11 protein-coding genes are annotated in these 12,809 nt (G+C 73.4%); 5 read left to right on the forward strand and 6 right to left on the reverse strand.

All coding sequences use genetic code 11. From position 1 onward, the window contains the following. Position 1: 1 nt before the first annotated feature. From ABEA81_RS31840 to nikE, 3 genes are read left to right on the forward strand one after another with little or no spacing between them, the layout of a single operon-like run. Positions 2–1,033 carry an ABC transporter permease gene (locus ABEA81_RS31840; RefSeq protein ID WP_345610245.1) on the forward strand — a complete coding sequence of 344 codons (1,032 nt, stop codon included), beginning with the start codon at positions 2–4 and terminating at the stop codon, positions 1,031–1,033. Continuing rightward, positions 1,030–1,932, forward strand: coding sequence for an ABC transporter permease (locus ABEA81_RS31845; RefSeq protein WP_345610247.1), 903 nt, complete (start codon positions 1,030–1,032; stop codon positions 1,930–1,932). Before ABEA81_RS31840 ends, ABEA81_RS31845 begins: the two co-directional genes overlap by 4 nt. Then, positions 1,929–3,521, forward strand: coding sequence for an ABC transporter ATP-binding protein (gene nikE / locus ABEA81_RS31850; RefSeq protein ID WP_345610249.1), 1,593 nt, complete (start codon positions 1,929–1,931; stop codon positions 3,519–3,521). The genes ABEA81_RS31845 and nikE overlap by 4 nt, the downstream gene beginning before the upstream one ends. 259 nt (positions 3,522–3,780) lie before the next feature. On the opposite strand, the gene ABEA81_RS31855 is transcribed toward nikE, so the two are convergent. From ABEA81_RS31855 to ABEA81_RS31880, 6 genes are all read right to left on the reverse strand, one after another. Continuing rightward, entirely contained in the window at positions 3,781–4,050 is a 270-nt protein-coding gene (locus ABEA81_RS31855) for a hypothetical protein (RefSeq protein WP_345610252.1), read from the reverse strand. A gap of 17 nt (positions 4,051–4,067) precedes the next feature. Next, positions 4,068–5,837 carry a sodium:solute symporter family protein gene (locus ABEA81_RS31860; RefSeq protein ID WP_345610254.1) on the reverse strand — a complete coding sequence of 590 codons (1,770 nt, stop codon included), beginning with the start codon at positions 5,835–5,837 and terminating at the stop codon, positions 4,068–4,070. A 123-nt stretch (positions 5,838–5,960) separates the two neighbouring features. Then, complete coding sequence (locus tag ABEA81_RS31865; protein ID WP_345610256.1) at positions 5,961–6,476, reverse strand: GNAT family N-acetyltransferase; 516 nt, start codon at positions 6,474–6,476, stop codon at positions 5,961–5,963. Between the two features lie 16 nt (positions 6,477–6,492). Continuing rightward, positions 6,493–7,677, reverse strand: a complete 1,185-nt coding sequence (locus tag ABEA81_RS31870; protein ID WP_345610258.1) for an MFS transporter — start codon at positions 7,675–7,677, stop codon at positions 6,493–6,495. Continuing rightward, positions 7,674–9,863: a malate synthase G gene (locus ABEA81_RS31875; RefSeq protein WP_345610260.1), complete on the reverse strand. Its 2,190-nt coding sequence runs from the start codon at positions 9,861–9,863 to the stop codon at positions 7,674–7,676. Before ABEA81_RS31875 ends, ABEA81_RS31870 begins: the two co-directional genes overlap by 4 nt. A 96-nt stretch (positions 9,864–9,959) precedes the next feature. Next, positions 9,960–10,088: a hypothetical protein gene (locus tag ABEA81_RS31880; protein WP_281287916.1), complete on the reverse strand. Its 129-nt coding sequence runs from the start codon at positions 10,086–10,088 to the stop codon at positions 9,960–9,962. A gap of 126 nt (positions 10,089–10,214) precedes the next feature. Between ABEA81_RS31880 and ABEA81_RS31885 the strand changes: the two genes are divergently transcribed. Continuing rightward, positions 10,215–11,669 (forward strand): FAD-linked oxidase C-terminal domain-containing protein, encoded by a 1,455-nt coding sequence (locus tag ABEA81_RS31885; RefSeq protein WP_345610264.1) that lies wholly within the window; start codon positions 10,215–10,217, stop codon positions 11,667–11,669. Then, the gene (locus ABEA81_RS31890; RefSeq protein WP_345610266.1) at positions 11,666–12,808 is read left to right on the forward strand and encodes an FAD-binding oxidoreductase; all 1,143 of its coding nucleotides are present in this window, start codon (positions 11,666–11,668) and stop codon (positions 12,806–12,808) included. Before ABEA81_RS31885 ends, ABEA81_RS31890 begins: the two co-directional genes overlap by 4 nt. Position 12,809 lies beyond the last annotated feature (1 nt).

The raw sequence follows: 12,809 nt of genomic DNA on the forward strand, positions 1-12,809 counted from the left end.
CGTGAGTGAGCTGCCCACCACGGCGGTGGCCGCCGACCTCGCCGAGCCGCCCCGCCGGGGCCGCGGCACGGCCGTGTTCGTGCTGCGCACGCTCGGCGGTGGGCTGATGAGCATCGGTCTGATCGTCGTGCTCGGGTTCCTCCTGTTCCGGGTGCTCCCCGGCGACCCGGTCACCACGATGACCCGCAATCGCCCCGGCAACCCCGAGCAGCTCGCCCGGCTACGCGCCGAGTTCGGGCTGGACCGGCCGCTGCCCGCGCAGTTCGTCGACTACCTCGCCGACCTGGCCCGCGGCGACCTCGGCACGTCCTACGTCTACAGCAGGCCGGTCACCGAGATCATCCTCGGTCGGCTGGGACCGACCGTGCTGCTCACCGGCTCCGCCCTGATCGTCTCGGTGGTGCTCGGGCTGTGGCTGGGCAGCCGGGCCGCGTGGCGGCACGGGAGCGTGTTCGACCGGCTGGCCACCGGAACGGCGCTCGTGCTGTGGTCGGTGCCCACGTTCTGGCTGGGGCTGCTCGCGCTCATGGTGTTCGCGGTGGGCCTCGACCTGTTCCCCACCGGCGGGATGACCTCCCCCGGCGGGGTCGACGGGTTCCTGCCCGCCGTCCTGGACGTCGCCCACCACCTCGTGCTGCCGTGCCTGACGATGGTGGCGGTCGTCTACGCCCAGTACCTCATGGTCATGCGCTCGTCGCTCCTGGAGGAGATGTCGGCCGACTACCTCACCACCGCCAGGGCGAAGGGCCTGCGCGAGGACCTGGTGCGCCGCAGGCACGCGGTGCCCAACGCACTGCTGCCCACGGTCACGATCATCTTCCTGCACGTCGGGCTCGTGGTGGCAGGCGCGGTCACCGTCGAGACGGTGTTCTCATGGCCGGGGCTGGGCCTGCTGACCTACCAGGCCCTCGCGGTGCCGGACATCCCGCTGCTGCAGGGCACGCTGATCGTGCTGTCGGTGGCGGTCGTGCTCATGAACGTGCTCGCAGACCTCGGCTACCGGCTGCTCGACCCGCGGGTGCGGGCGTCGTGACGGCCGCGGTGGTCCGGCGGCGCAGGCGCGCCGCCGCCGCTCGCGCCGCGCGCGCATACCTGGCCCAGCCGCCCGGGGTGGCGGGCGCGGTCCTGCTGCTGGTGGTGCTGCTCCTGGCGCTCGCCGCGCCGCTGGTCGTGCCGCCCGATCAGCTGTCGGTCGTGGCCGCGACCGGCGGGGTGCTGGACCCGCCCAGTCTCGAACCATCCAGCACCGCGTTCCCGCTGGGCACCGACGAGAACGGCCTGTCGGTGCTCGCCCTCACTCTGACCGGGACGCGGATCTCGCTGCTGGTCGGGGTCGCCGCCACCGTGCTCTCGGTGGTGATCGGCACGGTGGTCGGGATGGCCGCTGCGCACTTCGGCGGCTGGCTGTCGGCGGTGCTGCTGCGGCTCACCGACTTCTTCCTGGTGCTGCCCTCGCTGGTGCTCGCGATCGTGCTGTCGACCGTGCTGGAACGCGGTGTGCTGACGATCATCGTGGCGATCGGCGTGACGGCGTGGCCGTCCACCGCGCGCCTGGTGCGCGCCCAGACGCTCACCATCGAGGCGCGGCCGTTCATCGAGCGCGCGCAGGTCCTCGGCGGCGGGCACCTGCACGTGCTGGGCAGGCACGTGCTCCCCGCGGTGCTGCCGCTGGTGCTGGCCAGCACCACCTTGGCCGTCGGCAGCGCGATCGTGGCCGAGTCGACGCTGGCGTTCCTCGGCCTCGGCGACCCCACCACGGTGTCCTGGGGCGGGATGCTGAAGTCGGCGCTCGACTCCGGGGCCATCACCGCGGGCGCCTGGTGGTACGTGCTGCCGCCGGGGCTCGCGATCGTGCTCGTCGTGCTGGGCTTCACACTGGTCGGCCGCGCGCTCGAGGTCGTCGCGAACCCGGCGCTGGCGGCGCGCCGATGAGCCCGCCGCTGCTGGAGTACCGCGGCCTCACCGTCTCCTACCGCACCGCCCGCGGCGTCGAACCCGCCGTGCGCGGCGTGTCGCTCGCGCTCGACGCGGGAGAGACGCTCGGGCTGGCAGGCGAGTCCGGGTGCGGCAAGTCCACGCTCGCGCTCGCCGCCCTGCGGCTGCTGCCCCGCACGGCGGAGATCGGAGGGCAGGTCCTCGTGCGCGGCACCGACGTCGGCGCGCTGTCCTGGGGCAAGCTGCGCGCGCTGCGGTGGGCCGACGCCGCGATCGTGTTCCAGGGCGCGATGCACTCGCTCAACCCCGTGCAGCGGATCGCGGCGCAGATCGCCGAGCCGATCCGGCTGCACGAGCCGGACGCCACCGACGTCGACGAGCGGGTGGCGGACCTGCTCGAACAGGTGGAGCTGCCGGCCGCGCGAGCATCGGCGTACCCGCACGAGCTGTCGGGGGGCCAACGGCAGCGGGTGATGATCGCGATGGCCCTCGCGTGCGCACCCGACCTGGTGATCGCCGATGAACCGACGACGGCGCTCGACGTCGTCGTCCAGAAGCAGGTGCTCGACCGGCTGGGCACGCTGGTCGCCGAGCGGGGCATCGGGCTGCTGCTGATCAGCCACGACCTGTCGGTGCTCGCGGCGGCGTGCGAGCGCGTCGCGGTGATGCAGGACGGCGTCGTGGTCGAGTCCGGGCCGTCGGTGCGGCTGCTGCGCCACCCGACCCACCCGCACGCGCGGGCACTCGCCGCGGCCTTCCCGACCGTCGGCGACCCGGCGTCGCGGACGGTGGAACCGGGCCGGCCGGACGACGCCCCCGTGCTGGCCGCGGAGCGGCTCACCGTCGACTTCCCGCTGCGCGGGGGCGGCACCCTGCGGGCCGTCGACGACGTGTCGATCGAGCTGCGACCGCGGGAGATCGTCGCGCTCGTCGGGCAGTCGGGGTCGGGCAAGACCACGCTCGCCCGGTGCCTGCTGGGCCTGCAGCGGCCCACGGCGGGCGAGGTGCGCTACGACGGGCGGCCGCTGCCCCGTTCCGGGCGGGGCCTGCGCGGGTACCGCCGGCACGTGCAGCTGGTGCTGCAGGACCCGACCGGCGCACTGAACCCGCGGCACAGCGTGCACGAGGCGGTGGCCGAGGGGCTGCGGGTGCACCGGCTGCCCGGCGACGAGCGCGAGCTGGTGGACGCCGCGCTGGAGCAGGCGGAGCTGCGACCGCCCGAGCGCTTCCGCGGCGCGCTGCCGGGCGAGCTGTCCGGCGGGCAGCGGCAGCGGGTGGTGATCGCGGGCGCGCTGGCGTTGCGGCCGCGGTTCCTCGTGGCCGACGAGCCGGTGGCCTCGCTGGACGCGTCGGTGCGCGGCGAGATCCTCGCGCTGCTGCTGCGGCTGCGTTCGGACCCGGGCGTCGGCGCCCTGGTGATCACCCACGACCTCGGGCTGGCGTGGACCATCGCCGACCGGGTGGTGGTGCTGCACCAGGGACGGATCGTGGAGGCCGGCCCCACCGAGCAGGTACTGCTCGCACCGGAGCACGAGTACACGAAGCTGCTGCTCGCGGCGCTCCCGGCGAGCCCGGTGCGCGGTTGACGGCGACCCCTAGCCGGCCGGTGTCCCTCGCGAGAAGACGGGTGCGGAGGCTCACAGCCACTTCCTGGAACGATCCAGAAGCCCAAGGCGATGTACCTGGTGCAACCGCAAACAACAAGCCTCGGAGGAGGACGGCATGACCACGATGCGCTTCACCAGCACCGTCCGCCGGGCCCTGCGTGCCCTCGACACGTGGACCCTGGACGTGTTCAACCCGCGCTACCCGGCGCGCTGACACCACCCCCGCCGGGGCGGGGCGCTACCCGCGCTCCCCCGGCGGGACCAGCGGCCGCACCCGCACCCACACGACGAACAGCACCGCGACCACGATCATCCCGAGGCCCGACCACAGGTTGAGGTCGATACCGCCGGCCTTCGCGAGCTCGGCCTCGTCCTCGAAGAACAGGCCCATCACCGTCAGGATGATCCCGTAGACGCCGAACAGCACCGCGATGACGGTGCGCAGGTCGAACAGCTGCGACGCGGCACTCTCCGAGATGGCGTGGTGCGCGTGTTCGTGTTCCGCCACGATGGCCCCCTATCCGGTCACGCGAAGATCAGGTACAGGACGAGCGTGAGCGCGAGCACCAGCCCGCCCATCACCGCGGGGGACTGCCACCACGCGCCCTCTTCCTCGTGCATCGCGGCCGGCACCTCCTCGACCGCCGCATGGCGCCTCGGCGCCGCCGCCACCCCGGCCGGGACCTCCTCGCCCGCCGCGGACGGCGCAACCCGGGTCCTGCCACGGCCCTCGCGCGGCGTCAGCGCCCACACCAGCCCCACCAGCTCCGAGTCCGGCTTCGACGTCGTGAACGCCGTGACCACCGCCGCGACCGCGATGCCGACCACGAACGCGGCGCTGGCCCCCATGAACGACCCCGCCTGCGACGACACCGGGATCGTCCCGCCCCGCACCAGCGCGTCGACGATCACCGCCGCGATCGTGCCGGAGATCAGCCCGGTCCAGCCGGCCGTCCCGGTCATCCGTTTCCAGAACAGCCCCAGGATGAAGATCGCGAACAGCGGGGCGTTGAAGAAGCTGAACAGCGCCTGGATGTAGTCCATCAGGTTCGCGAAGCTCCCCGCGATGAACGCCGTCCCGATCGCCAGCACGCAGCCGACCACCGTGACCGTTCGCCCCACCCGCAGGTAGTACTCATCCGGCCGGCCGGGCCGGATCCAGTCCTGCCACAGGTCGTAGGTGAACACGGTGTTGAGCGAGCTGACGTTGGCCGCCATACCGGCCATGAAGGAGGCCAGCAGCCCGGCCAGCGCGACGCCGAGGATCCCGTTCGGCAGCACCTCCTTCATCAGCAGCGACAGCGCGTTGTTGTAGGTGACGTCGGTCGCGCCGCCCTGCTTGAGCGTGGTCAGCTGCGGCACCAGCACCCCGGCGATCATCCCGGGGATCACGATGACGAGCGGGATCAGCGCCTTCGGGTACGCCGCGATGATCGGCGTGCGCCGGGCGGCCGACATGTTGCGGGCCGAGAGCGCGCGCTGCACCTCGGCGAAGTTGGTGGTCCAGTAGCCGAACGAGAGCACGAACCCGAGCCCGAAGACGATGCCGATCACCGAGAGGGTCGGGCTGGCGATCTCGGTGAGGGTGGTGCCCGGCCACGACGACACCTGCTCCGGCCCCGGCGGGAGACCGACCACCCGCGCCTGCAGCCCGTCCCAGCCGCCGACCCGCGCCAACCCGGCGACGGTGAGCGGGATCAGGAGGGCGAGGATGACGAAGAACTGCAGGACCTCGTTGTAGATCGCCGCGTTCAACCCGCCGAGGAACGTGTAGCTCAGCACGACGAGTGCGGCCACCGGGATCGCGACCGCCAGCGACCAGCCCAGCAGCGCCTCGAGGATCAGGCCGAGCGCGTAGAGGTTCACGCCGGCGATGAGCACTGCCGCCAGCGCGAACGTGATGCCGTTGACCCGCTGCGTCGTCGCGTTGAACCGCATCAGGAGGAACTCGGGGACGCTGCGCGCCTTGCTGCCGTAGTAGAACGGCATCATCACGATGCCGAGGAACACCATCGCCGGAATGGCGCCGATCCAGTAGTAGTGGAACGTGGCCACGCCGTACTGGACGCCGTTGGCCATCATGCCGATCAGCTCGATCGCGCCCAGGTTCGCGGAGATGAACGCCAGGCCCGTGACCCACGCCGGCAGCGCCCGCCCGGACAGCAGGAAGTCCAGGCTGGACGCGATCGACCGGCGGGCCATCACGCCGATGCCCAGCACGAGCACGAAGTAGAAGACGACGAACACGTAGTCGATGAACGTCGTGTTCAGTCGCAGGTCCGCTTGTGCGAGCACCAGACTTCCAGTTCCCACCACGTCCCCCTCTCTCGCTCCGGCCGCCACCCCCGCGGATGGGGATGATTCGCCGCTCCGCGCGATCGCGCCACCCGAAGCGCCGTCACGTCCGGGGTATCCCGCTCATGGACGAACGGGAACGGGCGCCGGGTGCCCTGCGACCGGGAGGGCCTTGGCGAAGTAGCGGCTCGCGGGCGAGTCGGCGTACGCGCCGAAGGCGGGCATCGGACCGTAGCCTGCGCCGGTGTAGAGCCCGATCGCCTCCGGCTGCGCCGTGCCCGTCTCGAGCACGATGCGGCGCAGCCCGGCGGCGTGCGCGGTGCGCTCCAGCTCGGCCAGCACGGCGCGGGCGTACCCCTTCCCGCGGTGCGACGCGGCCACGTACATCCGCTTGACCTCGGCGTCGCCGTCGCGCAGCGCGGCGCCCTGCGCGGCACGCCGCTCCCGCCAGCCGCCGCACGCCACCGGCTCGCCGTCCGCGTACCCGACGACGAAGAACCCGCCCGGCGCGTCGAACTCGCGCGGGTCGACCTCGGTGGCGTCCTCGCCGCCGTACCGCTCGCGGTAGACCTGCTGGAGCTCGGCGATCAGGCGCAGCGCGTCGGGGTGGTCGAAGGGAGTGGGGCGCAGCTCGAGCACGATCCGAGGGTACGGATCACCCGGCCGCGGGCAGCTCCACCGGCTCCCGTACCCGCCCGGTCCACGCCACGACGGCGAGGCTGACCCCGGCGAGCACGGCCACCCCGACCAGGAGGACCGGGTAGCCCGCCACCCCGCTGAGCGCCGCCAGGGCCACCGGCAGGACGAACCCGACGTACGTCACCGCGTAGTAGACGGCGGTGAGGCCGCCGAGCTGGGCGGGTTCCGCCATCCGCTGCACCTCGAGCAGGCCCGCGACCAGCATCAGCCCGTAGGCCGCGCCGATCACCGCGGACGCCGGGACGGCGAGCACCGGCGACCCGAGCGCGGCCGCGCAGGCGGCGACCAGCAGCCCCGCGACCAGTGCGGCGAGCCCGAGCCGCGAGCCCGTCACCGGGGAGAGCCGCCGGGCCCACGACTGCACGACGACGCCGACGCCGAGCGTGACGGTGGTGAGCAGCGTGGCGTAGACGAGCCCGAACCCGGCCAGGCGCGAGCCGAGCGCGGCGGGCTGCACGGCGAACGACAGCGCCGGCGCCCCGAACGCCCACGGCGCCATCGGCGCGACGACCCGGCGGAACCGCCGGGGCAGGTGCACCCGCAGGCCGGACCGGAACGCGCCGGCAGGCCGGGTCTCGGGCACGCCCACGACCGCGGCGACGACGGCGAGCGTCAACACGACGTGCACCAGGTAGGGCAGCTCCATCGGCAGCGGCGCCCACTGCGCGAGCAGCCCGGCCACCAGCGGGCCGGCGCCGAACCCCGCCGACAGGGCGATGGCCGCCCGGCGCGCGCCCGCGCCTGCGTCCGCATCCGGGTCCCACGGCGCCTGCGAGAGCTCCTTCACCCACGAGGTGCCCACCGCCATCGCGATCCCGGTGACCACCCCGAACGCGAACCGGCCGGTGTAGAGGGCGGGCTCCGACACCGCGGGGACCCCGCCGAGCGCGAGAACGCCGCTCGCCGGCACCGACACCACGAGCGCCGGCAGCAGCAGCCGACGCCGCCCCCACCGGTCGGAGGCGGGGCCGCCCAGCAGCAGCCCCGGTACGAGCCCGGCGGCGTAGACGCCGAAGAACGCCGCGACCGTGACGGCCGAGTAGTGCGCCTGCTCCCGGTACATCACCATCAGGGAGCTGAACTGGTTGGCCCCGTAGCCGATGGCGAAGAGCGCCGCCGCCGCCCGGGTGTGGGGCCTCACACGCCGGCACCCGCCTTGGCCGTGCGGCGCCACGTCGTCAGCACGCGCTCGGTGTAGCCGTTCGGCTCGGTCCGGCCGGTGAAGACCAGTTCCAGGGCCGCCTGGAAGGACGGGCTCGCGTCGAGGTCCTTCGCCATCGGCGCGTACCCCGGCTCGCGGGCGTTCTGCTCGTCGACGAGCGCGGCCATCCGCGCGAACGTCTCGCGCACGGTCGCCTCGTCGACCAGCCCGTGGTGCAGCCAGTTCGCGATGAGCTGGCTGGAGATCCGCAGGGTGGCGCGGTCCTCCATCAGGCCGACGCCCTCGAGGTCGGGCACCGTGGAACAGCCGATGCCCAGGCCCACCCAGCGCACCACGTAGCCGAGGATCGACTGGGCGTTGGTCTCCAGCTCGTGCCGCTTCTCGTCGTCGGTGAGCTCGGTGGTGAGCAGCGGCACCTCCAGCAGCTGCCGGCGGTCGGTCTCGCGGCCGGCGAGCTCGCGCTGGCGCGCCGCCACGTCGATCCGCAGGTAGTGCAGCGCGTGCAAGGTGGCGGCGGTGGGCGAGGGCACCCACGCGGTGTTGGCGCCCGCGTCCGGGTGCGCGCCCTTGGTGGCGAGCAGCTCGGCCATCGCGGCGGGCTTGGCGAACATGCCCTTGCCGACCTGCGCCTGCCCGACGAACCCGGCGCGCAGCGCCACGTCCACGTTGCGGTCCTCGTAGCCCAGGAGCCACGGGGTGGACTTCATGTCGTTCTTGCGCACAACCGGGCCGGCGTGGAAGTCGGAGTGGATCTCGTCACCGGTGCGGTCGAGGAAGCCGGTGTTCACGAACATCACCCGGTCCTGCGCCCGCGCGATGCACGCGTCGAGGGTGAGCGACGTGCGCTTCTCCTCGTCCATGATCCCGATCTTGAGGGTGGCGGGCTCGAGCCCGAGCGCCTCCTCGACCGCGGCGAACAGCTCGACGGTGAGCGCCACCTCGTCCGGCCCGTGCTGCTTGGGCTTGACGATGTAGACGCTGCCCGCCCGCGAGTTCGAGTACCGGCCGAGCCCGCGCAGGTCGTGCAGGGCGGCGACGGCGGAGACGAGCGCGTCGAGGATGCCCTCGGCGACCGGCTGCGCAGCGTCGATGGCCGCTCCGCCTGCGCTCCGCGGCGCGACGCGCACGGCGTCGGTGAACATGTGGTGGCCGCAGTTGCGCACGAGCAGCAGCGCGCGGCCAGGGAGGGTGAGCGTCGAGCCGTCCGGCGCGGTGTAGCTGCGGTCGCCGTTGACCCGCCGCTCGATCGTCTCGCCGCCCTTCTCGAACGTCGAGGAGAGCTCGCCCGTCATCAGCCCGAGCCAGGTGCGGTACGCGAGCGCCTTGTCCTCGCCGTCGACGGTGGCGACCGAGTCCTCGAGGTCGACGATCGTGGTGATCGCCGCCTCCACCGCGACATCGGCGACGTCGGCGTGGTGCTGGCGCCCGACCTGGTGCTCGGGGTCGATCGTGAGCTCGACGTGCAGGTTGTGGCGGCGCAGCAGGATCGCCGCCACGGCGCCCGCGGACCCGCCGCCGCCGTCGGAGCCGCTGCGGTGGCCGGCGAACTGCGCCGGATCGGCGAGGCCGCTCTCCCCGGTGCCGGTCGCGACGACGAGCCGCCCGTTCTCCACCCGGTACGCGGTGGCGTCGGCGTGGCTGCCCTGGGTCAGGGGGAAGAACTCGTCGAGCAGCCGGTCGGCCTCCGCGATGACCTGCGCACCGCGCTTCTCGTCGTAGCCGCGGGCGAGCTCGTGGTCGAGCGGGAGGGCGTCGGTGCCGTAGAGCGCGTCGTAGAGCGAGCCCCAGCGGGCGTTGGCCGCGTTCAGGGCGTAGCGGGGCACGGTGGCGGGCACCACGAGCTGCGGTCCCGCGATCTCGGCGATCTCCGGGTCGACCCGGTCCACCTGCACCTTCGGTGAGGCCGGCGGCACCAGGTATCCGATCTCGGTGAGGAACGCCTCGTAGGCCGCGGGGTCTCCTCCGCCGTTCTCCCGGTGCCAGGCGTCGAGCTGGGCCTGCAGCTCGTCACGCCGCTGCAACAGCTGCTTGATCCGCCCGTCGAACCGGTTGTGCAGCGCGGTCAGGGTGGACCAGAACCACTCCGGCTCCAGGTCGAGGCCCGTCAGCAGCTCGTCGTCCACGAAGGCCCGCAGCGCGGGGTCGATCTGCAGTGGTGCACTCATGTCTCACCCTCCGGTCAGCAGCCAGCGCACGGCGGGTACCCGCCCGGCAGCTTTTTTACCAGACGGACTTGAACTTCCGCATCGCGGAAGCGAGACTCACCGCGTGACGACGGCTGTGGGCACGGGATCCACCGACGCGGGACCGACGGCCCCCGTCAGCGCCAATCCCACGACGACGGCGGCCACGAGCACGAGGGCCATCTGCAGCTTCCGGCGGGGACCCACAGCGTCGACCTCCCGAACGATCTGTCGTTGGTTGGCGGCCGGTCCGGGCACGAGGACCGGGCGATCCGGGGATCGCGGTCGTAGTCTCCATGGCAGTCGACAACCCGCGACGAAGGGGGCCCCTCGATGAGTATCGGCAGCGGGGTCGAGCAGGCGTTCGAGCGGGCGCTCGCCCCGGAGGACGTGATCAGTGACCCGGTCCGGTGTCGCTCGTACGAGTGCGACGGGCTCACCGGGTACCGGGTCGTCCCGCAGCTGGTGCTGCTCCCGCGGAGCGCGGAGCAGGTGGCCGCCGCGGTGCGGGTGTGCGCCGAGCACGGCGTGCCGTTCGTCGCGCGCGGGGCGGGCACGGGCCTGTCCGGCGGCGCGCTCCCGGTGGCCGACGGCGTGGTGATCAGCCTGGCCCGGCTCAAGCGGGTGCTGGAGGTCGACCCGGTCGACCGGCGCGCGGTCGTCGAGCCGGGCGTCACCAACCTGGAGATCACCGCGGCCGCGGCCCCGCACGGGCTGTACTACGCCCCCGACCCGTCCAGCCAGCAGGTCTGCACGATCGGCGGCAACGTCGCGGAGAACTCCGGCGGCGCCCACTGCCTCAAGTACGGCTTCACCACCAACCACGTGCTGTCCTGCGAGGTCGTCCTGCCCGACGGTTCGCTGGTGACGCTGGGCTCCGACACCGGTGAGCAGGCCGGCCCGGACCTGCGCGGCGCGTTCCTCGGCTCCGAGGGCACGCTCGGCATCACCACCAAGATCACGGTGCGGCTGCTGCGCACCCCGGAGTCGGTGCGCACGCTGCTCGCCGACTTCCCGTCCATCGCGGCGGCGGGCGACGTGGTCTCCGACATCGTCGCCGCCGGCATCGTCCCGGCGGCCGTCGAGATGATGGACACGCTCGCCATCGAGGCCGCCGAGGAGGCGGTGCACGCCGGCTACACCGTCGGCGTGCCGGCGGCGCTCGTCGTCGAGCTGGACGGGCCGGCCGAGGAGTGCGACGCGCAGTTCGAACAGGTCAAGGAGATCTGCGACCGGCACGGCTGCACCCGGCTCCACATCGCGGGCTCGCCGGAGGAGCGAGCGGCGATCTGGCGGGGCCGCAAGGCGGCGTTCGCCGCGGTCGGGCGCATCTCCCCCGACTACTTCGTGCAGGACGGCGTCGTGCCGCGCACCCGGCTTGCCGAGGTCCTCGACCGCATCGCCGGGATGGGCGCCGACGCCGGGCTGCGGGTCGCCAACGTCTTCCACGCGGGCGACGGCAACCTGCACCCGCTGGTGCTCTACAGCGCCGCGGCGGGCGAGACCGAGCGCGCCGAGGAGCTGTCGGGGCGGATCGCGGAGCTCTGCGTGGAGCTGGGCGGGTCCCTGTCCGGCGAGCACGGGATCGGCACCGACAAGGCGTGCTCCATGCCGAAGATGTTCGGGGAGGACGACCTCGCCGTCATGGCCCGCCTGCGGAAGGCCTTCGACCCGGACGGGCTGTGCAACCCCGGCAAGGTACTGCCCACGCCCCGCCTGTGCGGCGAGCGCCCCGGCAGGTACCGGCCCCACCCCCTGGAGGAAGCGGGAGTGATCGAGCGGCTGTGAGCACCACGACGACCACACTCCGCCCGAGCGACCTGCGGTCGCTGCGGGATGCCGTGCTCGACACCGCGGGCACGATCGGGATCGCCGGAGCCGGCACCGCCGCGGGCTGGGCCGGCCGGCTCGGCCCGGTCGACGCGGTACTCGACACCACCGGCCTCACCGGCGTGATCACCCACAACCCCGGGGACATGACCGTCTCGGTCCGCGCAGGCACCCCGCTGCGCGCCCTCCAGGACGAGCTCGCGCCGCACGGCCAGCACGTCTCGTTCGACGCCGCGCGCGTCGCGGACGGCGCCACCGTCGGCGGGCTCGTCGCCACGGCCGACGCCGGCCCCGGCGCGCTGGTGTTCGGTTCGATGCGCGACCTCGTCATCGGCGTCACGCTGGTGCTCGCCGACGGCACCGTGGCCCGCAGCGGCGGGCACGTCATCAAGAACGTCGCCGGCTACGACCTGGCCAAGCTGATGCACGGTTCCTACGGCACCCTCGGCGTGCTCGCCGAGGTGGTGCTGCGGCTGCACCCCGTGCCCGAGCGCGCCGCCACCCTGGCGATCCACTGCTCCCTCGACGAGGCCGCCGAGCACGCCGCCACCGTCCTCGGCAGTCCCTACGAGCCCGCGGCCATGGAGTGGACCTCCGACGGCGTGCTGCTGATCCGCCTGGAAGGCACCGAGGAGGCCCTGGACGCGAGGCTGCAACGCCTCCGCACCGCCCTGGGCACCGGCGAGCTCCTGGACCTCCCGTCCCCTTCCGACGAAGGTGCCGTTCGCCAGGCGGATCCCGATCCCTGGGAGCGGCACGCCTCCCTCGTGCGGGGCACCTCCTCGCACGCCTCGCTGCGCATCGGCGTGCGGCCATCGCGATTGCCGGGCGTCCTCGCGGACCTGCCCACCTCGGCCGTCACGGCCGGGCTGGGCACGGGCGTCGCGACCGTCACGCTGCCCCCGGAGGCCGTCGCGGAGGCGCACGCGCGCGTGCACGCCGTGGGTGGCACCTCCGTCCTCCGTTCCCGCCCCGCCGCGGCCGACGTCCCGGCGTGGGGGCCGACCCCGTCCGCGATCACCGTGCTGCGCGCCGTCAAGGCCGAGCTCGACCCGCAGGGTCGCCTCGGCCCGGGCCGTTTCGACCCTTGGATGTGAC

The sequence above is a fragment of the Pseudonocardia adelaidensis genome, from assembly GCF_039543345.1.
GTDB lineage: Bacteria > Actinomycetota > Actinomycetes > Mycobacteriales > Pseudonocardiaceae > Pseudonocardia > Pseudonocardia adelaidensis.